The organism is Mycobacterium adipatum (genome assembly GCF_001644575.1).
GTDB classification, from domain to species: domain Bacteria; phylum Actinomycetota; class Actinomycetes; order Mycobacteriales; family Mycobacteriaceae; genus Mycobacterium; species Mycobacterium adipatum.
In genome coordinates, this window is the sequence record NZ_CP015596.1 from 3,599,687 (window position 1) to 3,624,519 (window position 24,833).

19 protein-coding genes are annotated in these 24,833 nt (G+C 68.1%); 9 read left to right on the forward strand and 10 right to left on the reverse strand.

Annotated elements, in window-relative coordinates; all coding sequences use genetic code 11:
- Nucleotides 1–3: 3 nt before the first annotated feature.
- Nucleotides 4–999, reverse strand: a complete 996-nt coding sequence (gene bioB, locus A7U43_RS17095) for a biotin synthase BioB (protein WP_068002961.1) — start codon at nucleotides 997–999, stop codon at nucleotides 4–6.
- 55 nt (nucleotides 1,000–1,054) lie between these two features.
- On the opposite strand from bioB, the gene A7U43_RS17100 reads away from it, so the two are divergent.
- Nucleotides 1,055–1,675: a TetR family transcriptional regulator gene (locus tag A7U43_RS17100; RefSeq protein WP_067997618.1), complete on the forward strand. Its 621-nt coding sequence runs from the start codon at nucleotides 1,055–1,057 to the stop codon at nucleotides 1,673–1,675.
- On the opposite strand, the gene A7U43_RS17105 is transcribed toward A7U43_RS17100, so the two are convergent.
- Genes A7U43_RS17105 through A7U43_RS17120 form a run of 4 tightly spaced genes read right to left on the reverse strand, consistent with a single transcriptional unit; the run spans nucleotide 1,645 to nucleotide 5,348 of the window.
- On the reverse strand, nucleotides 1,645–2,175 hold the full coding sequence (locus A7U43_RS17105) for a 2'-5' RNA ligase family protein (protein WP_067997622.1): 531 nt from the start codon (nucleotides 2,173–2,175) through the stop codon (nucleotides 1,645–1,647). The genes A7U43_RS17100 and A7U43_RS17105 overlap by 31 nt on opposite strands.
- Entirely contained in the window at nucleotides 2,154–2,855 is a 702-nt protein-coding gene (gene bioD / locus A7U43_RS17110; protein ID WP_067997624.1) for a dethiobiotin synthase, read from the reverse strand. The genes A7U43_RS17105 and bioD overlap by 22 nt, the downstream gene beginning before the upstream one ends.
- Nucleotides 2,852–3,997, reverse strand: a complete 1,146-nt coding sequence (locus tag A7U43_RS17115) for an 8-amino-7-oxononanoate synthase (protein WP_067997628.1) — start codon at nucleotides 3,995–3,997, stop codon at nucleotides 2,852–2,854. The genes bioD and A7U43_RS17115 overlap by 4 nt, the downstream gene beginning before the upstream one ends.
- 49 nt (nucleotides 3,998–4,046) lie before the next feature.
- On the reverse strand, nucleotides 4,047–5,348 hold the full coding sequence (locus A7U43_RS17120) for an adenosylmethionine--8-amino-7-oxononanoate transaminase (RefSeq protein ID WP_067997630.1): 1,302 nt from the start codon (nucleotides 5,346–5,348) through the stop codon (nucleotides 4,047–4,049).
- Nucleotides 5,349–5,440: 92 nt separating this feature from the next.
- Between A7U43_RS17120 and A7U43_RS17125 the strand changes: the two genes are divergently transcribed.
- From A7U43_RS17125 to treZ, 4 genes are read left to right on the forward strand one after another with little or no spacing between them, the layout of a single operon-like run.
- On the forward strand, nucleotides 5,441–7,615 hold the full coding sequence (locus A7U43_RS17125; RefSeq protein WP_067997633.1) for an acyltransferase family protein: 2,175 nt from the start codon (nucleotides 5,441–5,443) through the stop codon (nucleotides 7,613–7,615).
- A gap of 1 nt (nucleotide 7,616) precedes the next feature.
- The gene (glgX, locus tag A7U43_RS17130; RefSeq protein ID WP_067997636.1) at nucleotides 7,617–9,746 is read left to right on the forward strand and encodes a glycogen debranching protein GlgX; all 2,130 of its coding nucleotides are present in this window, start codon (nucleotides 7,617–7,619) and stop codon (nucleotides 9,744–9,746) included.
- Nucleotides 9,747–9,759: 13 nt separating this feature from the next.
- On the forward strand, nucleotides 9,760–12,048 hold the full coding sequence (treY, locus tag A7U43_RS17135; RefSeq protein ID WP_067997639.1) for a malto-oligosyltrehalose synthase: 2,289 nt from the start codon (nucleotides 9,760–9,762) through the stop codon (nucleotides 12,046–12,048).
- Nucleotides 12,041–13,768, forward strand: a complete 1,728-nt coding sequence (treZ, locus tag A7U43_RS17140; RefSeq protein WP_067997641.1) for a malto-oligosyltrehalose trehalohydrolase — start codon at nucleotides 12,041–12,043, stop codon at nucleotides 13,766–13,768. The genes treY and treZ overlap by 8 nt, the downstream gene beginning before the upstream one ends.
- Here treZ and ilvA read toward each other — a convergent pair.
- A complete protein-coding gene (gene ilvA, locus A7U43_RS17145; RefSeq protein ID WP_067997645.1) occupies nucleotides 13,756–15,036 on the reverse strand; it encodes a threonine ammonia-lyase IlvA in 1,281 nt (426 codons plus the stop codon). The genes treZ and ilvA overlap by 13 nt on opposite strands.
- A 103-nt stretch (nucleotides 15,037–15,139) precedes the next feature.
- Here ilvA and A7U43_RS17150 point away from each other — a divergent pair, with 103 nt between their 5' ends.
- Nucleotides 15,140–15,334, forward strand: a complete 195-nt coding sequence (locus A7U43_RS17150; RefSeq protein ID WP_082902181.1) for a hypothetical protein — start codon at nucleotides 15,140–15,142, stop codon at nucleotides 15,332–15,334.
- A gap of 1 nt (nucleotide 15,335) precedes the next feature.
- Here the strand turns inward: A7U43_RS17150 and A7U43_RS17155 are convergent, their stop codons facing one another.
- Together A7U43_RS17155 and dnaE are read right to left on the reverse strand one after the other, a co-directional pair.
- Complete coding sequence (locus A7U43_RS17155) at nucleotides 15,336–16,166, reverse strand: hypothetical protein (RefSeq protein WP_067997649.1); 831 nt, start codon at nucleotides 16,164–16,166, stop codon at nucleotides 15,336–15,338.
- A gap of 257 nt (nucleotides 16,167–16,423) precedes the next feature.
- Nucleotides 16,424–19,960, reverse strand: coding sequence for a DNA polymerase III subunit alpha (gene dnaE, locus A7U43_RS17160; protein WP_067997651.1), 3,537 nt, complete (start codon nucleotides 19,958–19,960; stop codon nucleotides 16,424–16,426).
- 149 nt (nucleotides 19,961–20,109) lie between these two features.
- Between dnaE and A7U43_RS17165 the strand changes: the two genes are divergently transcribed.
- The 3 genes from A7U43_RS17165 to A7U43_RS17175 are packed head-to-tail and all read left to right on the forward strand — an operon-like array spanning nucleotide 20,110 to nucleotide 22,567.
- On the forward strand, nucleotides 20,110–21,042 hold the full coding sequence (locus A7U43_RS17165; RefSeq protein ID WP_067997653.1) for a daunorubicin/doxorubicin resistance ABC transporter ATP-binding protein DrrA: 933 nt from the start codon (nucleotides 20,110–20,112) through the stop codon (nucleotides 21,040–21,042).
- The gene (locus A7U43_RS17170; protein ID WP_067997656.1) at nucleotides 21,039–21,776 is read left to right on the forward strand and encodes an ABC transporter permease; all 738 of its coding nucleotides are present in this window, start codon (nucleotides 21,039–21,041) and stop codon (nucleotides 21,774–21,776) included. The genes A7U43_RS17165 and A7U43_RS17170 overlap by 4 nt, the downstream gene beginning before the upstream one ends.
- Nucleotides 21,773–22,567, forward strand: a complete 795-nt coding sequence (locus tag A7U43_RS17175) for an ABC-2 transporter permease (RefSeq protein WP_067997659.1) — start codon at nucleotides 21,773–21,775, stop codon at nucleotides 22,565–22,567. The genes A7U43_RS17170 and A7U43_RS17175 overlap by 4 nt, the downstream gene beginning before the upstream one ends.
- 4 nt (nucleotides 22,568–22,571) lie before the next feature.
- Here A7U43_RS17175 and A7U43_RS17180 read toward each other — a convergent pair whose 3' ends face one another.
- Entirely contained in the window at nucleotides 22,572–23,504 is a 933-nt protein-coding gene (locus A7U43_RS17180) for a glycosyltransferase family 2 protein (protein ID WP_067997663.1), read from the reverse strand.
- Between the two features lie 3 nt (nucleotides 23,505–23,507).
- On the reverse strand, nucleotides 23,508–24,830 hold the full coding sequence (locus A7U43_RS17185; RefSeq protein WP_068002968.1) for a UDP-glucose dehydrogenase family protein: 1,323 nt from the start codon (nucleotides 24,828–24,830) through the stop codon (nucleotides 23,508–23,510).
- Between the last annotated feature and the right edge of the window lie 3 nt (nucleotides 24,831–24,833).

Below are 24,833 nucleotides of genomic sequence, written 5' to 3' on the forward strand. Positions count from 1 at the left end.
GTTCTACAGCGTCGCGTTGAGCGCCTTGATCGGCATCTGCAGATCGTCGAGCAGTTCCAGGTCAGCCTCGGCCGGCCGGCCCAGCGTGGTCAGGTAGTTGCCGACGATGACGGCGTTGATACCGCCCAGGATGCCCTGCTTGGCGCCGAGATCGCCGAGGGTGATCTCGCGGCCGCCGGCGAAGCGCAGCATGGTGCGTGGCAGCGCAAGGCGGAACGCGGCGACAGCGCGCAGGGCATCGCTGGCCGGCAGCACCTCGAGGTCCCCGAACGGTGTGCCCGGGCGCGGGTTCAGGAAGTTCAGCGGTACCTCGTGCGGGTTCAGCTCGGCCAGGTTGGCGGCGAACTCGGCACGCTGCTCCAGCGTCTCACCCATGCCCAGGATGCCGCCACAGCAGACCTCCATGCCGGCCTCGCGGACCATGCGCAGAGTGTCCCAGCGCTCTTCCCAGGTGTGGGTGGTCACGACATTGGTGAAGAACGACCGGGCCGTCTCCAGGTTGTGGTTGTAGCGGTGCACCCCCATCTCGGCGAGGCGCTGCACCTGCTCCTCGGTCAGCATGCCCAGCGAGCAGGCGATCTGGATGTCGACCTCGTTGCGGATGGCCTCGATACCGGCGGCGACCTGTGCGAGCAACCGCTCGTCCGGGCCGCGCACCGCGGCGACGATGCAGAATTCGGTGGCACCGGTCTTGGCGGTCTGCTTGGCGGCCTCCACCAGGCTCGGGATGTCCAGCCATGCGCTGCGCACCGGAGAAGCGAAAAGACCGGACTGCGAACAGAAGTGGCAGTCCTCGGGGCAACCGCCGGTCTTGAGGCTGATGATGCCCTCGACCTCGACATCGGGACCGCACCACTTCATCCGGACGTCGTGGGCCAGTTCGAGCAGCGCGTCGAGCTGATCGTCGGGCAGTTGCAGCACCGCCAGGGTCTGCTCCTGATCGAGGCCGACGCCGCGCTCCAAGACCTGCTCGCGCGCCTGAACCAGAATGTCCGTCACCGGTACGTCTCCCTCGCTGCTGACCATTGAACGGTGTTCAGGTTAGGCTACCTGCGTGCAGCTGCACAAACGTGACCTCGTCGACGCCGCCACGGCGATCCTGGACAATTTCGGGATCGCCGACCTGACCATGCGCCGACTGGCGCGCGAACTCGGTGTCAGCCCGGGTGCGCTCTACTGGCATTTCGCCAACAAACAGGAACTGCTCGGTGCGGTGGCCGACCGGATCCTGGCGCCCGCCGCGCGCTCTGGGCAATCCACCGACCACTGGCGCGACCGCGTCGGCGCGGACTGCCACCGGCTGCGTGATGCGTTGCTGTCGCACACCGACGGCGCCGAACTGGTTTCGGCCAGCTTCGCCGCGGGCCAGTCCGAGGCGATGACGCACGTCGTGGCACGACTCGCCGAGGCCGCGGCACAGTCCGGCGTCGACGCCGCGCACGCCGAGTTGGCGGCCCGCACCGTCGTGTACTACGTGCTGGGCTTCACCGTCGATGAACAATCCCGGCTGCAATGGGACGCCGCCGGCGCGGACCTGCCGGAGAGTCAGTCGGCGCTCGCCGAGGACGTCGGGCAGCGTTTCGCGTTCGGCCTCACACTGCTCATCGACGGCATGGCGGTACACCGGGACGCGGCGAATCGCGGTCAGCCGGACACCGAAATCGGGTGCTCCTGACGGGCATCGCCGTCCCAGTGCCGTAACCCCGCGAACGCACCCTCGATGTCCGCACCGGTGCACACCGCGCGCAACGCCCGCTCCAGCAGACCGGCATCGACCCGCCGGGCCAGCGTCACATGGGGCGTCCACTGCCCCGCCATGGTGTGCCCCAGCGGACCGGAGGACATGTGCGGCCGGCAGATTCGGTTCACCTGCGCGTGCAGATCGAGTAACTCGGCCGACGGGATGACCAGCAGCACCAGGGTGTAGGGACCGCGTCCGAAGATCATCGGCGCCCCCAGCCGGCAGGCCAGCGGAAGCCCCGCCGCAACCGGTGCCAGATCGGACGCGACCGCATCGGATATCTGCGCCGCGACGGTCAGGGTGACGTGCGGGCGGTTGGTCGGCGAACGGTGCGCGGCCTGACTGCGCACCCCGGTCTCGGCAATCCCCCGCCACAGATCGCGGACGGCGGCGTCGGCGGCGGCGTCGAGGGTCAGTTCGATCGAGTGCACCACGAGGACACCAGGCTCGCGATCCAGTTCCTGTCGAAGGCCTCGGCGCTGAGCGCCTGGAAGTCCGCCGGGGACAGGGTCGCGGCGCCCTCGGGCAGCACCGCGCGCACATCGGCCAGCGCCGCCAGCGCCTCCCGGTTGCCCTGCTCGGCGATCCCGGGTTCGCGCGGCCAGGAGCCGACGACCAATCCTGCTGACCGAATACCCTGTCCGGCAAGGGATTCCAGGGTCAATGCGGTGTGGTTGAGGGTGCCCAGGCCCGGCGACACCACCACCAGGACCGGCGCGGACAGCGCGGCGGCGATATCGCGCACAGTGACCCCGTCGGCGCCCATCTCGACGAGCAGACCACCGGCGCCCTCGACGATGGTCAAGCGCCCCGGCGCATCCGCGGTACGCACCGACGCCAGCAGTTCGTCGCGGGTCGGCAGCGCCAGGCCGGCTCGCGACGCCGCGGCCACCGGCGCCAACGGCTCGGGATAACGCCACACCCCGTGCAGCGCGTCGACCCCGGACAACCGGCGCACCTCACCGAGATCGTCGTCGCCGTCCGCAAATCCCGTCTGCACCGGTTTGCACACCGCCACATCGATACCGGCCCGCCGGGCCGCCGCGGCCAGCGCCGCCGTCGTCACCGTCTTGCCGACCCCGGTATCGGTGCCGGTCACCACCAGCACACTCATTGCGCGAGGCCGAGAACCTCGGCGAGCACCCGGGCCGCCAGCGCGATCTCGTCATCGGTGAGCGCGGCGCGGGCGGTCAGCCGCAGCCGCGAGGTGCCGGCCGGCACCGACGGCGGCCGGAAACAGCCCACCCGCACCCCCCGTTCCAGGCAGGCCGCGGCGGCGGCGACGGCCACCTCGGGGTCACCGAGGATCACCGAGACGACCGCCGAGGTGGGTTCCTCGGCCACATCGCAGATCCGCGCGAGTTCGGCGGCGCGCGCCAGCACCGCGGCCGCCAGCTGCGGCTGATCCACCAGCACCCGCAGGGCGGCCAGCGCGGCACCGACGGCGGCCGGCGCCAGACCGGTGTCGAAGATGAAGGTGCGGGCCGCATCGATGAGGTGCGCTCGGACCGCGGCGGGACCCAGCACGGCACCGCCCTGGCTGCCCAGCGACTTGGACAGGGTGGTGGTCATGACGATGTCCGGCGCGCCGGCCAGGCCGACCTCGTGCAGCAGACCCTGACCGCCGGCGCCGCGGACCCCGAGCCCGTGCGCCTCGTCGACCACCAGCAGCGCTCCGTTTCGGCGGCACACCTCGTGCAGGTCACGCAGCGGGGCCAGGGCACCGTCGGTGCTGAACACCGATTCGGTGACCACGACCGCGCGTTCCTCGGCGCGACCGGACAGCGCCGCGTCGACGGCGGCGATGTCGAGGTGCGGTGTCACCGCGACGCGCGCGCGTGACAGCCGGCAGGCATCCACCAGGGAGGCATGGGTGAGCGCATCGGAGACCAGCAGTGCGCCGGGCCCGGTCAGCGCGACGACCGCGCCGATATTGGCGGTGTATCCCGAGGAGAACACCAGAGCCGACTCGGCGCCGGTGAACGCCGCGAGCGCGGCCTCGAGCTCCTCGTGCAGTTCGGTGTTCCCGGTGACCAATCGCGAGCCGCCGGCCCCGGCACCCCAGGTACGCAGCGCCTCGACGCCGCCTTCGAGCACCGCCGGATGCTGGGACAGCCCGAGATAGTCGTTGGAGGCGAGATCGAGCTCGGTGCCCACCGGCGGGCGCACCCGCAGGGATCGCCGCAGGCCCTGCGCGCGGCGCTGCGTCTCGACATCGGCGAGCCAGGCCAGCGGGGAGAGACCGGTGCGCGGCACAGCACTTCCTTTCGACACTTGAACGGTGTTCAGGTCAGTGCTGTTCAGGTTAGTGCATCGGCGTTAGTGCATTGGCGACGGCGACCATCCCGGCACCGATCTGCGCGATCTCCTCGGCGGTGCAGATGAACGGCGGCATCGCATACACCAGCTTGCCGAACGGCCGTAGCCACAGGCCGTGCTCGATGGCCGTCCGGGTGGCCACGGCCATGTCGACCGGTTCGCGCATCTCGATCACGCCGATGGCGCCCAGCACCCGCACATCGGCAACGCCGGGCAGCGCTCGCGCCGGCTGGAGCCCGGCCCGCAATCCGGACTCGATCTCGCGCACCCGGACCCGCCAGTCGCCGTCGAGCAGCAGTTCGACGGCGGCCACCGAGACCGCGCAGGCCAGCGCGTTGGCCATGAAGGTGGGCCCGTGCATCAGCGCCCCGGGCTCCCCCGCACTGATGGTCGCCGCGATGTGCGCGGTACACATGGTCGCGGCGAGCGTCACGTAGCCGCCGGTAAGGGCCTTGCCGACGCACATGATGTCGGGGCTGACGCCGGCATGGTCGGCGGCGAACAGCTCCCCGGTGCGCCCGAACCCGGTGGCGATCTCGTCGAAGATGAGCAGCACGCCGTGGGCGTCACACAGTCGCCGCAGGTCGGCGAGATAGCGCGGATCGTGGAAACGCATTCCCCCGGCCCCCTGGACCACCGGCTCCACGATCACCGCCGCCAGCTCGTCGGCGTGCTCGGCGAGGTGACGCTCGAACACCGCGACATAGTCCGGGTCGTACCCGGCGGGTACCTGCGGGGCGAACACCTGCCGGACCAGGACATCGGACCAGATCGAGTGCATCCCGCCGTCCGGGTCGCAGACGCTCATCGGGGTGAAGGTGTCCCCGTGATAGCCGCCGCGCCACGTCATCAGCCGGTGCTTGGCCGGCCGCCCGCGGCTGCGCCAGTACTGCAGCGCCATCTTCGCGGCCACCTCGACGGCCACCGACCCCGAGTCGCTGAAGAACACCGAGTCCAGACCGTCCGGTGTGATCTCGACGAGCAACTGCGCAAGCCTGGCCGCCGGTTCATGGGTCAAACCGCCGAACATGACGTGGTTCATGGTGGCCAGCTGGGCGGTCATCGCGGCGTCCAGACGGGGGTGGCCGTGCCCGTGCACCGCCGTCCACCAGGAACTCATGGCGTCGATCACCCGCACGGAGTTTCCGTCGTGCACCAAGGTCAGCCAGGCGCCCTTGGCGGCCACCGCGACCACCGGGGGCATCGCCCCGGCACCGATGGTGCTGTACGGGTGCCAGATGTGCGCGGTGTCGATCGCGCTGATCTCGGCCGGTGTCAACGCGGGCATGGCAACGGACACTATCGCCTCGCTGCGCTGGTGTGACGTCACGCCCACGACCTGAGGCACCCAGGGTTCTTAGGTAGATTGACTCCCCGACCATGATGACGCTCGCACCAGCCCGGCCCGCCGCCCGCGGCACCTCCAGCCCCGGCCCGGCCTCGACCGCCGGCACCGGGATGGGTACCCGCACATCGGGCTTCTACCGGCACGACCTCGACGGACTCCGCGGAGTCGCGATCGCGCTCGTGGCGATCTTCCACGTCTGGTTCGGCCGCGTCTCCGGCGGCGTCGACGTGTTCCTCGCGCTATCCGGATTCTTCTTCGGAGGTCGTCTGCTGCGCGCCGCGATCGACCCGGCGACCACGCTCCGGCCGATTCCGGAGGTCGTCCGCCTGGTCCGCCGACTGCTGCCCGCGCTGATCGTCGTGCTCGCCGCCGGGGCGGTGCTGACCATCCTGATTCAGCCGGAAACCCGCTGGGAGACGTTCGCCGATCAGAGCCTGGCCAGCCTCGGGTACTACCAGAACTGGGAACTGGCCAACACCGCCGCGGACTACCTGCGCGCCGGGGAGACGGTCAGCCCGCTGCAGCACATCTGGTCGATGTCGGTGCAGGGCCAGTTCTACATCGCCCTGCTGGCCATCATCTTCAGCCTTGCCTATCTGCTGCGCCGACCGCTGGGCAGGCACCTGCGCTGGGTGTTCATCGTGCTGCTGAGCGCGCTGACCATCGCGTCCTTCGTGTACGCGATCATCGCGCACAACGCCGATCAGGCGGTGGCGTACTACAACAGCTTCGCCCGCGCCTGGGAGCTCACCCTCGGCGCCCTGATCGGGGCCCTGGTTCCCTATGTGCGGTGGCCCATGTGGGTGCGCACCCTGGTGGCGACCGTCTCCCTGATCGCCATCCTGGTGTGCGGCTGGCTGATCGACGGGGTGCGCGAGTTCCCCGGCCCGTGGACGCTGGTCCCGGTCGGGGCCACCGTGCTGTTCATCCTGTCGGCGGCCAATCGGGTCGCCGATCCACACACCGGCGGCAAGCTGCCCGCGCCCAACCGGCTACTGGCCACCAAACCGTTCGTCGCGCTGGGCTCGATGGCCTACTCGTTGTACCTGTGGCACTGGCCGCTGCTGATCTTCTGGCTTGCCTACAGCGGCCGCGACCACGCCGGTTTCACCGACGGAGCCATCGTGTTGCTGGTCAGTGCTGTGCTGGCCTGGCTGACCACCCGCTATGTGGAGACTCCGTTGCGCTACCGGGCGCCGGCGCAGCGACCGACGGGCGTTGGATGGCGCACCCGGTTACGCCGGCCGACCATCGTCCTGGGTTCGGTGGTGACCCTGCTGGGCGTCACGCTCACCGCGACATCGTTCACCTGGCGCGAGCATGTCACCGTCGAGCGGGCCAGCGGCAAGGAGCTGTCCGGGCTGTCGGCGCGCGACTATCCCGGAGCCCGCGCTCTGCTCAACAACGCCAAGGTGCCCAAGCTGCCCATGCGGCCCACCGTGCTGGAAGCCAAGAACGACATCCCGGAGTCCACCAACGCCGGCTGCATCAGCGATTTCGACAACGTCGACGTCATCAACTGCACCTACGGCGACAAGGACGCGCAGCGCACCATCGCACTGGCCGGCGGCTCCCACGCCGAACACTGGATCACCGCGCTGGACCTGCTCGGCCGGATGCACGGCTTCAAGGTGGTCACCTACCTGAAGATGGGTTGCCCGCTGACCACCGAGGAGAAACCACTGGTGATGGGCGACAACCGCCCGTACCCGAAATGCCGGCAATGGAACGACGTGGTGATGCCGAAACTGCTCGCGGACAAACCCGATTACGTGTTCACCACCTCCACCCGGCCTTGGAACATCAAACCCGGTGATGTCATGCCGAGCTCGTATCTCGGTATCTGGCAACAGTTCTCGGATGCCGGTATCGACGTGCTGGCGATGCGTGACACACCATGGCTGGTGCGCAACAACAAGCCGTACTTCCCGGCCGACTGCCTGGCCGACGGGGGCGACGCCATCTCCTGCGGCATCAAGCGCTCTGCGGTACTGTCCGACGACAACCCGACATTGAATTATCTGCAACGGTTTCCGAACCTGAAGCCACTGGACATGACCGACGCGGTGTGCCGACCGGACTTCTGCCGAGTAGTGGAGGGAAATGTGCTGATGTATCACGATTCTCACCATCTATCGACAACCTACGTCCGCACCATGACCAACGAACTCGGGCGACAGCTCGCAGCCGCCACCGGCTGGTGGTGACGTGGACATCACGGTCTGGCCCGGCACCGCATATCCGCTCGGGGCCACCTACGACGGGGCCGGCACCAATTTCTCGCTGTTCTCCGAGGTCGCCGACAAGGTCGAGCTCTGTTTGATCGCCAAAGACGGTACCGAGCAACGGATCCCGCTCGACGAGGTGGACGGCTACGTGTGGCACGCCTACCTGCCGACGGTGAGCCCGGGACAGCGCTACGGCTTCCGGGTACACGGGCCGTGGGACCCGGCCGCCGGGCACCGCTGCGACCCCAGCAAGCTGCTGTTGGACCCCTACGGCAAGTCCTTCTACGGCGATTTCGACTTCACTCAGGCCCTGTTCTCCTACGACCTGGAGTCCGACGACCCCGCCCTCACCCTCGCCGACCCTGCGGTCGACTCGTTGGGCAACACCATGACCAGCGTCGTGATCAACCCGTTCTTCGACTGGGGCTCGGACCGGGCGCCGCGCACGCCCTATCACGAGACGGTGATCTACGAGGCCCACGTCAAGGGTTTGACCCGGCTGCATCCCGATATCCCCGAGCAGCTGCGCGGCACCTACGCCGGGCTGGCACACCCGGTGATCATCGAGCACCTGAAATCCCTGAACGTCACCGCCATCGAACTGATGCCGGTGCACCAGTTCCTGCACGATCACCGACTGCTCGAACTGGGTCTGCGAAACTACTGGGGCTACAACACCTTCGGGTTCTTCGCCCCGCATTCGGATTACGCGGCCAACCGGCATGCCGGCGGGGCGGTCCCTGAATTCAAGGCGATGGTGCGGTCCTTCCACGACGCCGGCATCGAGGTCATCCTCGACGTCGTCTACAACCACACCGCCGAGGGCAATCATCTCGGCCCCACCCTGAACTTCCGCGGTATCGACAATGCGGCGTACTACCGGCTACTCGACGGTGAGGAGCAGTTCTACAAGGACTTCACCGGCACCGGGAACAGCCTGAACGCCCGGCATCCGCACACCTTGCAGCTGATCATGGATTCGCTGCGCTACTGGGTGCTGGAGATGCATGTCGACGGCTTCCGCTTCGACCTCGCCTCGACCCTGGCCCGTGAGTTCTACGATGTCGACCGCCTCTCGGCCTTCTTCGACCTGGTCCAGCAGGACCCGGTGATCAGCCAGGTCAAGCTGATCGCGGAGCCGTGGGACATCGGCGAGGGCGGCTACCAGGTCGGTAACTTTCCCGGGCTGTGGACCGAATGGAACGGCAAGTACCGCGACACGGTGCGCGACTACTGGCGCGGCGAGCCGGCCACCCTCGGCGAATTCGCCTCCCGGCTGACCGGCTCCTCGGACCTCTACGAGAACACCGGGCGGCGGCCCGGTGCGAGTATCAACTTCGTCACCTGTCATGACGGTTTCACCCTCGCCGACCTGGTGTCTTACAACGAGAAGCACAACGAGGCCAATGGTGAGGACAACCGGGACGGCGAGAGCCACAACCGGTCCTGGAACTGCGGCGTCGAGGGCCCGACCGATGATCCGGACATCATCGCGTTGCGGGCGCGCCAGATGCGCAACGTGATCGGCACCCTGATGGTCTCCCAAGGCACCCCGATGATCAGCCACGGCGACGAGATCGGGCGCACCCAGGGCGGCAACAACAACGCCTACTGCCAGGACTCGCCGCTGGCGTGGGTGGACTGGACCAGACTGGCCGACAACGCCGAGCTCCTCGAGTTCACCCGCAAGGCGGTCGCGCTGCGCAAGAAGCACCCGGTGTTCCGCCGGCGCCGCTTCCTGGCGGGCAACCCCATCCGCAGCGGCGAACAGGAACGCGATATCGCCTGGCTGACGCCGGCCGGCGCCGAGATGACGCCGGAGGACTGGGATTCGGGCTTCGGTCGCAGCATCGCGGTTTTCCTCAACGGTGAGGCCATCCCGGAACCCAACGCCCGCGGCGAGCGCGTGCGCGACGATTCGTTCCTGCTGTGCTTCAACGCACACGACGAACCGCTGGATTTCGTGCTGCCACCCGATGATTACGCGGAAAAGTGGGTAATAGCGTTGGACACCGGCGATCCCGCCGGTGCCGAGGAGATGACGGTCTCGGCGGGCGAGAAGATCTCCCTGCAGCCGCGGTCACTTCGGGTGCTCAAGAAAACGACCTAGGCGGTAATGGCTGATGGGTGTCCCGCTCTCCACGTATCGGCTCCAAATGCGCGGTGATTCCTTCACCTTCTCCGACGCCCTCGAGCTGCTCGACTATCTGGACGACCTGGGTGTCTCGCATTTGTACCTGTCGCCGATCCTGACGGCGGCCACCGGCTCCAGCCACGGCTATGACGTCACAGATCCGACCACGGTGTCCGCCGAACTCGGGGGCCCGCAGGGCCTGGCCGCGTTGTCCGCCGCGGTCCGGGCCCGCGGCATGGGGCTGATCGTCGATATCGTGCCCAACCATGTGGGGGTGGAGGACCCGACCCAGAATCGGTGGTGGTGGGATGTGCTCACCCACGGGCGGGAGTCGGCGTACAGCACGTACTTCGACATCGACTGGGATCTCGATCACGGGCGGATCGTCTTGCCGGTGCTCGGGTCCGACGCGGACGTCGCCGAGCTGACCGTCGACGGGGACACCCTGCGCCTCGGCGACCGGGTCTGGCCGCTGGCACCGGGCACCGCGGACGACGGTGCGCCGGGATCGCAGGTGCACGACCGCCAGCACTACAAGCTCATCGGCTGGAAGAACAACATCTGCGGTTACCGCAGGTTCTTCTCCATCACCTCGCTGGCCGGTCTGCGCCAGGAGGACCCCGCGGTGTTCGAGGCGTCGCACGCCGAGGTGGGCCGCTGGTTCGCCGAGGGACTGGTCGACGGGTTGCGCATCGACCATCCCGACGGGCTGGCCCAGCCCGCCACCTACGCGGCGGATCTGCGTGAGCTGGTCGGCGACGCGGCCTGGATCGTGATCGAGAAGATCCTGGCCCCCGACGAGGCGCTCGACACCGGGTTGCCGGTCGACGGCACCACCGGATACGACGGACTGCGCGAGATCGGTGGACTGTTCATCGACCCCACCGGCGAGCCCCTGCTGACCGAGCTCTACCAGAGCAGCGGCCCGCACCGGGGAACCGCCGAGGAACAGGTGTCCGAACTCAAGACCACCGCCGCCACCGTCACCCTCGGCAGCGAACTGGCCCGCGTGCGGCGGACGATCGTGACCGAAACCGGGTCCGACCATCCCCTGCTGCCCGATGCGGTGAGCGCGCTGCTCACCCACGTACACGTGTACCGGTTCGACTACCTCAACCTGACCGCCATCGGACCGACCGCCATCGCCGAAACCGTGCGTGCGCGACCGGAACTGGCCGAACCGCTGCAGCTGGTGGCCGCGGCGCTGGCCCTTGACGGCGAGGCCGCGATCCGCATCCAGCAGCTGTGCGGAGCGGTGACCGCCAAATCCGTCGAGGACTGCCTGTTCTACCGCGACGCCCGGCTGGTCTCGCTCAACGAGGTGGGTGGCGAACCCGAGCTGTTCGGGGTGAGCGCCGCCGAGTTCCACGAGCGCTGCGCCACCAGGGCACGGCTGTGGCCGCATGCCATGGTGACGCTGTCCACCCATGACACCAAGCGCGGCGAGGACGTGCGGGCCCGCATCGGGGTGCTGTCCCAACTGGCCGGCGAATGGGCCGAACGCGTGCACCGCTGGTCGCAGATCGTGCTGAGCCCGGACCCGGCGACCACACTCTTTCTGTGGCAGAACGTCTTCGGTGTCTGGCCGGTGGACGGCGAGGTGTCCGAGACGCTACGGCGCCGGTTGCACGCCTACGCCGAGAAGGCCATCAGAGAGGCCGCGCTGCACACCTCATGGAACGATCCGGACGCGGATTTCGAAGCGTCGGTGCACGACTGGGTGGACGCGGTCATCGACGGGCCGGTGTCCAAGGAAATGACCGCGTTGGTGGCGCGCGTCGATGCGCACGCCCACAATGACAGCCTCGGCCAAAAGCTGCTGGCCCTCACGGTGCCGGGCATCCCGGACGTCTACCAGGGCACCGAGCTCTTCGACGACAGCCTGGTCGATCCGGACAACCGCCGGCCGGTGGACTACGCCACCCGCCGCGCCGCGCTGCGGGCCGGCACCGACCCAAAGCTCCGGGTGGTGGGCGCGGCGCTGCGGCTGCGCAGGGAACTGCCGGACACCTTCCGCGACGGTGGCTACCGTCCGGTGCCCGCCACCGGTTCCGCGGCCGCACATCTGGTCGCCTTCCTGCGCGGCGACGATGTGCTGGTGGCGGTGTCGCGGTGGACGGTCAAGCTCGCCGAAACCGGCTGGGGGGACACCACCGTGACACTGCCCGAGGGCATCTGGACCGACCGGCTGACCGGGCGCACGCACGCCGGCAGCCCCGCGGCCTCCGAGCTGTTCGCCGAGCTGCCGGCGGTACTGCTGGAGCGCACCGATGTCTGAGCGCGCCTTCGCGGTATGGGCGCCGCGCCCGACCCGTGTCCAGCTCGACGTCGACGGCGCCCGGCACCCGATGCACCGCGATGCCGACGATTGGTGGCGGGCCGAGGTCCCCGCGAATCCGGACAGCCGTTACGGCTTCGTTCTCGACGACGACGACACGGTGCTGCCCGACCCGCGTTCGGCCCGCCAACCCGACGGTGTGCACGCCCGCTCGCAACTGTGGACGCCGGCCGCGCCGCCGCGCCGGTGGCCCGGGCGCAGTATCGAGGGCGCCATCATCTACGAGCTGCACGTCGGGACGTTCACCGAGGCGGGCACCTTCGAGGCGGCCATCGACAAGCTGCAGTACCTGGTCGATCTCGGTGTCGACTTCGTCGAACTGATGCCGGTGAACGCCTTCAGCGGGACCCACGGCTGGGGCTATGACGGTGTGCTCTGGTACGCCGTGCACGAACCCTACGGCGGTCCGGACGCCCTGCTGCGCCTCATCGACGCCTGCCACGACATCGGCCTGGGTGTGCTGATCGACGCGGTGTTCAACCATCTCGGGCCGTCCGGGAACTACCTGCCCCGCTTCGGGCCGTACCTGTCGACCGGCAGCAACCCGTGGGGCGAATCGGTCAACATCGCCGACGCCGGCGCCGATGAGGTGCGCCGCTACATCATCGAGTGCGCGCTGCGCTGGATGCGCGAGTTCGGGGCCGACGGGCTGCGTCTGGATGCCGTGCACGCCCTGGTGGACACCACCGCAATCCACATCCTGGAGGAACTGAGCACCGAAACCCAGGCACTGGCCGCCGAATTGGGCCGCCCCCTGTCACTGATCGCCGAGAGCGACATGAACGACCCACGGTTGATCACACCGCGGGAGCAGGGTGGTCTGGGGCTCACCGCCCAGTGGGACGACGATATCCATCACGCCATCCACACCGCGGTCTCCGGGGAACGGCAAGGCTATTACGGAGATTTCGGCACCGTCGGGACGCTGGCACAGACGCTGACGCAGGGCTACTTCCATGCCGGCACCTATTCGTCGTTCCGTGGGCGCCGGCACGGCCGCCCCCTGGACACCGCGACCATCCCGGCGACCCGGCTGCTGGCCTACACCCTGACCCACGATCAGGTCGGCAACCGCGCCACCGGGGACCGGCCGTCGCAGAACCTGACCAGTGGGCAGCTCGCCGTGAAGGCCGCGCTGGTACTCGGATCCCCGTACACCGCCATGCTGTTCATGGGTGAGGAGTGGGGGTCGAGCAGCCCGTTCCAGTTCTTCACCTCGCACCCGGAACCGGAGCTGGGGCGTGCCACCGCCGAGGGTCGTAAGGCCGAGTTCGCTGCGCACGGCTGGGACGCCGACGAGATCCCGGATCCGCAGGACCCCGCGACCTTCACCCGGTCGAAGTTGAACTGGGCCGAAGTCACCGAGGACGGGCACGCGCGGCTGCTGCAGACCTACCGCCAGCTGATCGCGTTGCGCCACGACGAACCCGACTTCGCCGACCCGTGGCTGGACCACCTACGGGTGGACTACGACGAGGACGCACGCTGGATCATCTTGCACCGTGGGGCTTTCGCGGTGGTGTGCAATCTCGGCGAGGCCGCGGTCGGGGTGCCGGTCACCGGCGAGACCGTGCTGGCCTGGGACGAACCGACCACCGACGGTGCGTCCACCGTGATCCCGGGACACTCCTTTGCGGTGCTCCGGACTCAGGTCAGGTAACGGTAGGTCGGCGAACCCGGTTCCAGCAGTTCCACGTGCGCCTCGGAATCCTGCATCCGCGCCAGCAGCCCGTCCAGATCGGTGGCCGAACCCAGCTCGATACCGACCAGGGCCTCCCCGGTCTCCCTGTTGTTGCGCTTGACGTATTCGAACAGGGTGATGTCGTCATTGGGTCCCAGGACGGTGTCCAGGAATCCGCGCAGCGCACCGGGTTCCTGTGGGAAATCGACCAGGAAGTAGTGCTTGAGCCCCCGATGCACGAGTGAGCGTTCCAGGATCTCGCCGTACCGCGACACATCGTTGTTGCCACCGGAGATGATGCACACCACGGTGGAACCCGGCGCGATATCGGCTTCCATCAGCGCGGCGACCGACAGGGCACCGGCGGGTTCGGCGATGATGCCCTCGCTCTGATAGAGGTCGAGCATCGCCGAACACACCGCGCCCTCGTCGACCGCGGTGATCGAGACCATGTCACCGGCCGCGGCCAGCGCGGCGTGCGTGTGCATGCCGGCCCTGGCCACCGCGGCACCGTCGACGAACTGATCCACATGCTCCAGTGGCACCGGCTGGCCCGCCGCCAGCGCCGCCATCATCGAGGCCGCGCCCGCGGGCTCCACGCCCAGCACCGCGGTGTTCGTGGTGCGTTCGGACAGGTAGGTGGTGATCCCGGCAATGCAGCCGCCACCGCCGACCGGGACGATCACCAGGTCGGGCTCCTCGGGGAGCTGTTCGAGCAGTTCCACGGCGATGGTGCCCTGCCCCGCCATGGTGCGTGGGTCGTCGTAGGGCGGCACCAGGGTGGCCCCGGTGCGGGCGACATCGGCCAGGGCCGCCTCGGCGGCCATGTCGTAGGTCTTGCCACCGATGATCAGCTCGATGAACTCGCCGCCGTGATAGCGGATGCGGTCGCGTTTCTGCTTCGGCGTCTTGGCCGGGGCATACACCCGCCCGTGCACGCCCATCGAGCGGCACGCGAGCGCGAATCCCTGGGCGTGATTGCCCGCCGAGGAACACACCACTCCGGCGGCCAGCTCCTCCGGCGTGAGCTGCATCAACAGGTTGTAGGCGCCGCGCAGCTTGTAGGAGCGCACCGCCTGCAGGTCCTCCCGCTTGAGGTAGACCTGCGCACCGGTGGCCTGGGAGAGCCGGTCGCTGAGCTGCAGCGGGCTCACGGTGACGACACCGGCGATTCGTGCCGCGGCCTCGTCGATGTCGGCCGCGGTGAGCGGCGATACCTGCGGGCTTTGGATCACGTCTGCGGACACCGCTCAATGGTGCCACTACCAGCTCCGGGAGTGAAAACGGGTCCCGCCGGAAACCCCCGGGTTTCGGTTGCCCGAACTCTTGGTTGCGAGTTATCGTGTCCTGGTGACCACGCACACCGAAATCATCGTCGCCGGCGTCCCCTGGCCGGCGTACAAGGTGGTGGCGCTGCTCGTCGGCGCCCTGGTGCTCGTCGCGGTCGGCCTGGTCACCGCCAGCCTGGGACCCGCTGTGCTCACCGCGGCCGCCATCGCGACGCTGATCTGGCTGGCCGGCGGGATGTCCGCGCGGACCAGCTGACTCAGTCCAGCAGCCACGCCCGCCGGGTGCCTTCGGCGATCGCGTCGTTGGCCGTGCCCGCACCATCCCACAGCCCCCGGGCGGCGGTGCGCGGCATCGCCCACCACAGCACCGAGGTATCGCGGACCTGCCGAATCGGCACACCGGTCGCGACCGCCGCGTAGTGCAGCCAGAAATCGTCGGCGTACGGACAGATGTCGGCGAACTGGTCCCCACGCTGCCTCAGCGTGGCCAACAGTCTCGGCGGATAGGCCACCCCGGACACCCCGGTGGCGAACACCCGCTCGGACGGTTCGGTGGTCGCGCACGTCCGCCATGACCGGTAGGGCGCTTCGGTCCGGATGCGCGCCCGGAAGGCCGTGACCTCGTCGGGTCGGTGCGCCGCCAGCAGTTCTTCCAGCCAACCCGGCGGATAGAAGACATCATCGTCGGCGGTCACCAGCGTGCGTTCGGGTTCATCCGGAAAGATCTCGCAGACATACGGGTAGTACTTCTTGTGCGGACCGTAGTCCCGGCAGTAACGAAGCTCCAGCCCGCGCGCGCAGAGCCGTCGCAGCGCCGCCGGCGGATTCGCGAGCGAGGCGACGTCATCGAGCCACAAGATGATGCGGCGCGGGCGGACGGTCCCGGCGCCGATCGTCTCGATCGTCTTCCACACCGTCGCGATCCTGGCACCATAGCTGGTGAGCGACACATTGGCCGGGGCGTCCCCGACGATGGGCGCGGTGGACCGGTGATTGACGACGCGCAGCCTGGGCTCCTGGACCAGGAACTCGGCCAGCGCCGGTAGATATTTGATCGGGTTCTTCGGAATCGCACCCGTGTTGCGCATGGTGAGCCCCCCAAGGCCGATGTCCCCACGTCGAGGACAGTCTAGCGAAACCCGTCCCGCTCGGCCCGCCGGCGACAGGTCGCCCCCGATGGCGGTCGTGGCGTGCGGCCACGCCCGCGTCGAACGTTGCCGATTCACAGCACATTCCCACCCGTTCCGCGGCCGAGAGTGGCCGCACAGGGCGGATAATCAGCCAGATTCGTGGGCACCGGCGGTCCAGCTCAACCGTCTACAGCAAACAGGGGTGACGGGACGCGTCAACCACCCAGGCAGCCGGGGCCCAGCAGCGCCTTGAGGTCGCCCATCAATGCCGAGGACGGTGTCACCCGCAACGACTGATCGAGCTCCAATGTCGTGATCCGTTCGCCACTGATGAGACGCAGGTGTACCTGCGAGGTCCCGGGATGTCGCGCCAGCACTTGTTTGAGGGCGCTCACCTTGTCATGGGTGCATTGCCGGGTCGGCAGGCTGACCGCGACCGGCCGGTCCCCCTGCGCGTTCGAGAAGTCCGGCACCACAAGGTCATTGGCGATAAGCGAGATCCGGTCATCCCGGATGGCCACCTTCGCGCCGACGATGACCACCGCGTCGTCGGCGATATCGGCGCCGAACGCCGTGTAGGTCTGCGGGAAGAACAACACCTCGATACCGCCGGTGAGATCCTCCACCTGGGCCGAGGCCCAGGGCAATCCGTTCTTGTTCACCCGACGGTTCACCGAGGCGAGGATGCCGCCGATGCGGACCTGGGTGTCGTTGGCGATATCGCCCTCCAGGATCGCCGGGATCTGGGTGTCGACCTGGGCGGTCAGCAGGTGGGCCACCCCGTCGAGCGGATGGCCGGACACGTAAAGACCCAGCATCTCGCGCTCCAGGGCCAGCTTGTGTTTGTCCTCCCACTCCCCCTCCGGCACCGGAATCGTGAACACCGACTCCATCCCGGAATCGGCGTCCCCGCCACCGAACAGATCGAACTGGCCGATGGCCTCGGCCTTCTTGGTGCCCAGCACCGAGTCCACCGCGTCGGCGTGCACCAGGAACAGGCCCTTACGCGGGTGGCCCAGTGAATCGAACGCCCCGGCCTTGATCAGCGATTCGGTCACCTTCTTGTTGCAGGCGCCGATATCGATCTTGTTGAGGTAGTCCGAGAAGTCGGTGTACTTACCTTTGTCGTTGCGCGCGTTGATGATCGACTGCACCACGTTGGCGCCGACGTTGCGCACGCCGCCGAGCCCGTACCGGATGTCGTGGCCGACCGAGGCGAAGTTGTGCACCGATTCGTTGACATCCGGTGGCAGCACGGTGATCCCGAGCCGGCGGCAGTCCGACAGGTAGATCGCGGCCTTGTCCTTGTCGTCACCGACCGAGGTCAGCAGCCCGGCCATGTACTCGGCCTGGAAGTTGGCCTTCAGGTACGCGGTCCAGAACGACACCAGCCCGTAGCCGGCGGCATGGGACTTGTTGAACGCGTAGCCGGCGAACGGGAGGATGGTGTCCCACAACGCCTTGACCGCGGCCTCGGAGAACCCGTTGGCGGTCATGCCCTCCTTGAAGCCCTTGTATTCGGCTTCGAGCACTTCGAGTTTCTTCTTGCCCATGGCTTTTCGCAGCGCATCGGCCTTGCCCATGGTGTAGCCGGCGACCTTCTGGGCGATGAACATGATCTGCTCTTGGTAGACGATCAGACCGTAGGTCTCGGCGAGGATCTCGCGCAGCGGTTCCTCGAGCTCCGGGTGGATCGGTTTGATCGGCTGCCGGCCGTTCTTGCGGTCGGCGTAGTCGTTGTGCGCGTTCATGCCCATCGGGCCGGGGCGGTACAGCGCGAGCACCGCGACGATATCGTTGAAACCGGTGGGCTGCATGCGCCGCAGCAGGTCACGCATGGGCCCGCCGTCGAGCTGGAACACACCCAACGTGTCACCGCGCGAAAGCAACTCGTAGGTCGCCGGGTCATCGAGCGGCAGATGATCCATGTCCAGATCGATACCGCGGTTGGCCTTGATGTTCTCCAGCGCGTCACCGATGACGGTGAGGTTGCGCAGCCCCAGGAAGTCCATCTTGAGCAGACCGATGGCCTCACAGGACGGGTAGTCCCACCCGGTGATGATCGCACCGTCCTGGGGGCGCTTCCACAGCGGGATCGCGTCGACCAGCGGCTCGGAGCTCATGATCACCGCACAGGCGTGCACGCCGGCGTTGCGGACCAGACCCTCAAGGCCGCGCGCCGTCTCGTAAATGGTGCGGACATCGGGGTCGGTGTCCAGCAGAGCCCGCACCTCGGCAGCTTCCTTGTAGCGCTCGTGGTTGGGGTCGGTGATCCCCGACAGCGGAATGTCCTTGGCCATGATCGGCGGCGGCAGCGCCTTGGTGATCCGATCGGCGATGGCGAAGCCGGGCTGGCCGTAGTTGACGCGGGCCGAATCCTTGAGCGCGGCCTTGGTCTTGATGGTGCCGAAGGTGATGACCTGCGCGACGCGGTCACTGCCCCACTTGTCCGACGCGTAACGCACCATCTCGCCGCGCCGGCGGTCGTCGAAGTCGATATCGATATCGGGCGCCGACGGGCGCTCCGGGTTCAAGAACCGCTCGAACAGCAGGCCGTGCGGGATCGGGTCGATATTGGTGATGCCCATCGCATAGGCCACCAGTGAGCCGGCGGCCGAGCCACGACCCGGCCCGACCCGGATGTTCACCGAACGGGCGTAGTTGATCAGGTCGGCGACGATCAGGAAGTACGCCGGGAAACCCTTGTCGCAGATGACCTTGATCTCGTAGTCGGCCCGGTCCAGGTACTCCTGGCCGGCGCCCTCGGGAAACCGGCGGGCCAGCCCCTGCGTGACCTCGTGACGCAGCCAGGTCTCCTGGTTGTGCCCTTCGGGTACCGGGAACACCGGCATCCGGTCCCGCGGCGCCCACACCTCGGCGTAGGGCTGCACCCGTTCGGCGATCAGCAGGGTGGAGTCACAGGCCCCGGGCACCTGCGCGTCCCACAACGCGCGCATATCGGCGGCCGACTTGAGGTAGTAACCGTCACCGTCGAACTTGAACCGGGCCGGGTCCGACAACGTCTTGCCGGTCTGCACGCACAGCAGCGCCTCGTGGCTGTGCGAGGCCTCCCGCGTCACGTAGTGGCAGTCGTTGGTAGCCAGCGGCGGGATGCCGAGCTTGCGCCCCACCTCCAGCAGGCCGTCGCGGACACGGCGCTCGATCTCGATACCGTGATCCATCAACTCCAGGAAGAAATTGTCCTTGCCGAAGATCTCCTGCCATTTGGCGGCGGCCTCGAGCGCCTCCTTGTCATGGCCCAGCCGCAACCGGGTCTGCACCTCGCCCGAGGGGCAGCCCGTCGTCGCGATGATGCCCTCGGCGTGCTCGGCGATCAGTTCGGCGTCCATGCGCGACCACTTGCCGAGCTGACCCTCGAAGGAGGCCATCGAGGACAACTTGAACAGGTTGCGCAGCCCGGTCGCGTTCTCGGCGACCATGGTCATGTGGGTGTAGGCGCCGCTACCGGAGACGTCATCGCCCTTCTGACTGCGATCACCCCACTGGACACGCTTGGTGTCGAAGCGCGACCCCGGCGCGATATAGGCCTCGATGCCGATGATGGGCTTGATCCCGGCATCGGTGGCGACGTTGTAGAACTCGCTGGCCCCGAACATGTTTCCGTGGTCGGTCATGCCGATCGCCGGCATCCCCAGGCGCTGCGCCTCGGCCACCATCGGTTTGACCTTCGCGGCACCGTCCAGCATCGAGTATTCGGTGTGGTTGTGCAGATGCACGAAGGAGGCACTCATAGGGTCGCCAGTCTATTGGTCCGCTCCGACAGTTCCGGGCGTGTCGCGTGACGTGTCTTGCGCCCCGCCCCGCACGGGTGCTGCGGGCCCCGCGTGACCCCGCGACCGAAGGTCTCACATAACCGGCGGCGGCTGTATCGTATGACTCCGTGATCGAGCTCAATAATGTCGCCAAGACATTCGGCGGCAGCGTTCCCGCCCTGCGCGACGTGAGCTTTTCCGTTCCCACCGGGTCGGTGCTGGGGTTGCTGGGACACAACGGCGCCGGCAAGACGACGACGGTCAAGATCCTGTCCACCTTGCTCACGCCCAGTTCCGGCCAGGCGATCGTCGCCGGCTACGACGTCGCCCGCGAACCCGCCAAGGTGCGCCGCAACATCGGGGTCACCGGTCAGGACGCCGCGCTGGATCCGCGACTGACCGGTCGGGAGAATCTCGTGTTGTTCGGGCGGCTGCGCGGCCTGCGCAAGGCGCAGGCCCGCGCGCGCGCCGACGAACTCATCGCCCAGTTCGACATGGGCCACGCGGCCGACCGACAGGTCAACGGGTACTCCGGCGGTATGCGCCGGCGTATCGATATCGCCATCTCGCTGGTGGTGCTGCCCAAGGTGCTCTTCCTCGACGAGCCGACCACCGGTCTGGACCCGCGCAGCCGCCGCGACGTGTGGAACCTGGTCGGCTCGATGAAGGCTCAGGGCATCACGGTGCTGCTGACCACGCAGTACCTGGAGGAGGCCGACCTGCTCAGCGACTCCATCGTCATCCTCAACGCCGGACAGATCGTCGCCCAGGGCACCGCCGACGAACTCAAGCGCCAGACCGGATCCAGCTACTGCGAGATGACACCACTGGACCCCGACGACCTGCCGCGGATCGCGGCCGCGCTGTCGGACTTCGACGAGGTCGAGGTCGACACCGATGCCACGACGGTGTCCGTCCCGGCGCCCAAGGGCGTCGCGACCCTGAGCGAGGTCTTCCGGCGGATGGATGAGATCGGTGTCGAACTCATCGACATCTCGCTGCGCAGGCCGTCGCTGGACGAGGTGTTCCTGCACCTCACCGCCCCGGTCACCACGACGTGACGGCGGTAGCGATCCTCTCGGCCCGCATCCTGCGCAAGGGCCGGGTGGATTTGGCGTTCGCCGCCCTCGTGCCGATCAGCGGGTTGATCGGGCTGACTTTCCTGCTGCGCGACATCATCTCGACCGGGGAGATGAGCTACGCCCAGTACGTGCTGCCCGCGATCGTCGTCCAGGCGATGCTGTTCGGCGCGCTCACCACCACCGACCGGGCGGCCTGGGAGAAGGTCAGCGGGATCGGCGCACGGATGCGCACGCTGCCCATCTCGCCCTATGCACCGCTGATGGCCCGGATGACCTACTGCCTTGTGCGCGGCGTGCTGGCGCTGGCCGCCTCGTTCCTGGCCGCGTACCTGTTCGGCTTCCGGCTGGACCGCGGGATCGGCTACGCCGCGGCGTTCGTCGCGCTGGCACTGGTGCTGACGCTGGCGCTGTCGTTGGGCGCCGACGCGATCGGGGCCAAGGCGGGTCGCACCGAGGTCGCCAGCCAGATCCTGCTGGTGCCGCAGTTGCTGCTGGTGCTGCTGTCCACCGGGATCGCGCCGTTGGATGCCTTCCCGACCTGGCTGGCCCCGTTCGTGCAGTACCAACCGATCTCCCAGATCACCGAGACGCTGCGCGGATTCACCAGCGGCCAGGTCGTGACCGGCAACCTGGTCACCAGCCTGGCCTGGTGCATCGGGATGCTGGTCGTGTTCGGCACCATCGCCATCCGAATCCAGGGGCGCCGGCCATGACCACGAGCTCACAGCACGAACACTCGCTGATGACGGAGAGCTGGATTTTCGCCGGCCGGCTGTTCATCCAATGGCGTCGTTACCCCATGGTGCCGCTGCAGGCGCTGCTCTTCCCGACCGGCCTGCTGATCATCTACGGGCTGCTCGTCGGCAAATCGATGACCCGGATCACCGGCAACAGCGGTATCGACCTGTTGATCCCGGTCTGCGCCCTGGCCGGGGCGATGTCCGCCGCGGTCGGCGCCGGTCTGGCCGTGCCCTACGACCGGGACAGTGGCCTACTCACCCGGTTGTGGATCATGCCGGTGCATCGCACCGCCCCGCTGACCGGCGCCCTGCTGGCCGAAGCGGTACGTACCTTCGCCGGCACCGCACTGGTGGTCGTCACCGCCTACGTGCTGGGTTTTCACTTCCAGGGCGGCTGGCCCGGGATGATCGTCTATCTGCTGATACCGGTCGTCGTGGTCGTCGTCTTCGCCACCATCGTCATCACTCTGGCACTGCGGCCCCAGGGCCGGATCATCCTCACCTGGACGCAGAGTGGCTGCATGGGCCTGGCTTTCGCCACGCTCATCCCCCTCGACCGGATCCCGGCGGTGCTGCGCCCGCTGGCCGAATACCAACCGATCGCCCCGCCCGCCGCCGCGATGCGGGCGCTGTCCTCGGGCGGCGACCTGATGCAGCCGCTGCTGCTGACGCTGCTGTGGACGGTGGTGCTCGGCGCGCTGTTCGTGCCGGCCACCGTGCGCGGCTACCGGGCGGCCGTCGAGGGCGGCAAGCTCGACGGCTAGCGCGTTACCCGGAGTCCGGGCCCGGGGCGACGTCGAAGCGGGCCGGCATCTCGAACTCCGAGCGCTTCAGCCACGCCGAGACGAAGCCGTACTGAAACGCCAGGCCGACCACCGCGTTGGCCGCGAGTTCGCCGACGGGTCGCCGCATCTCGGCGCGCAGCGTCCGCCATGCCTCGGTCGGCGACAGCTTGGCCGACGGGTGGCCCGCGGCGCCGCCGCTCTCGTGGCGATGCGCCCAGCGCAGATAGGCGTTGCTGTGCCCGTAGCGCTTCCACTGGCTGCCCATGTCCCGCATCGAGGCCCGCGGCTCCCACTCCATGAGCACCCGGGTATCGGTGGCGATCGTGCCGTCGGTCTGCTCCTGGATGCGCCAGCAGATATCGAGGTCGCCACCGCCACGCATGGCGCGGAATCCCCCGACCTTCGCGAAGGCGATCCGGTCGATGCCGAGGTTGGCCGTGGGATAGTAGTCGGGTTTGGGGGGCACCATCCCGATGGTGGCCTTCATCGCCCCACCCCCGCGCGGCAGCATGAACGGTTGCATCCTGGCCGCCATCCGGGCGGCCACGGTCGGGCCGGACACGGTGCGAACGTTGGTGCACGACAGTGCGACTCCGGGCCGGTTCTGCAGCGCCCGGTGTGCGTCGAGCAGTCCCGGCAGTGGGCGACAGCGGCCGTCGATGAACAGCAGAATGTCGGCGATGGAGCCGCTCGCGGCCAGCTGGCGCGCGTAATAGGGACCCCGGCTCTCGGTCACCGTCACCACCTGGGCGCCCAGGGCGCGGGCCACCGCCTCGGTCTCGTCGGTGGAGGCGTCGTTGACGACGGTGACACGGTCACCGTCGGAAAGCTGATCCAGCAAGGGCTGCAACAGCTTCGGCAAGTGCTCGGCCATATCCCGGACCGGGATGATGACGTCGATGGACTGCTTCGCCATGGGTCAGCCGGTCAACCCACCGCGGCCCAGGCTGTACACCTGCCAACCCGCACCGGTCCAGTAGTCGCGGTCGATGGCATTGCGGGTGTCGAGCAGCCGGGCCTGTTTGACGACCGACCGGAACGAGGCCGGATCGATATTGCAGTATTCGTCCCATTCGGTCGCCAGGACGATCAGATCGGCATTGCGGCAGGCTTCTTCGGCGCTGTCGAAGTACCCGAGCGTCGGGAACCGGGCCTTGGCGTTCTCGATCGCCTTGGGGTCGTGGACCCGCACGTCGGCACCCTTGAGGTGCATGGCCGCGGCCACGTTGAGGGCCGGCGAATCGCGGACATCATCACTGTTGGGCTTGAACGCCGCGCCCAGCACCGCGATGCTCTTGCCGAGGAAGTCACCGCCGACGAGGGCGCGCGCCACCGCCACGGCCTTTTCGCGGCGGCGCAGGTTGATCTTGTCGACCTCGTGCAGGAACCGCAGCGCGTCCGAGGCGCCCAACTCACCGGCCCGGGCGCTGAAGGCGCGGATGTCCTTGGGCAGGCACCCGCCGCCGAAACCCAAGCCCGCGTTGAGGAACCGCTTTCCGATCCGGTCGTCGTAGCCCAGCGCGCGACTGAGCGTCACGACGTCGGCGTCCACGATCTCGCATACCTCGGCCATCGCGTTGATGAAGGAGATCTTGGTGGCCAGGAAGGCGTTGGCGGCCACCTTCACCAGTTCCGAGGTCGGAAGATCCGCGGTCAAATGCGGGGTTCCGGCCTCGATGATCGAGCCGTACACCTCCTGCAGGGTCTTCTCGGCGTATTCGGAGGTGACGCCGAAGACCAGGCGGTCCGGTGCCAAGGTGTCCTCGATCGCCTTGCCTTCCCGGAGGAACTCCGGGTTCCAGGCAACCTCGAGACGATGCTCCGAAGAGGTCTCGGCCACCTCGGCGGCCAGCCGCTGCGCGGTCCCCACCGGAACCGTCGACTTGCCGACGACCAGGCCGTCGCAGTCCGCGTGGGCGGCAACCGAGCGGAAGGCGCTGTCGACGTAGGCGATGTTGGCCGCATCCGAGCCGGCCAGCTGCGGGGTGCCCACACACACGAAGTGCACGCTGGCCCCCGTGACGGCCTCCTGCACGGACTGGGTGAACCGGAGCCGGCCGGTGGCGAGCACCTCGGCGAGCAGCTCGTCGAACCCGGGCTCATAGAACGGTGAGGCGCCGGTGGACAGCGTGGCGATCTTGGCGGCGTCGGTGTCGTAGGCGACGACCTCGTGCCCGATATGGGCCATGCACGCGGCGTGCACCGCGCCCAGGTAGCCCGTTCCGATCACACTCATCTTCATCTG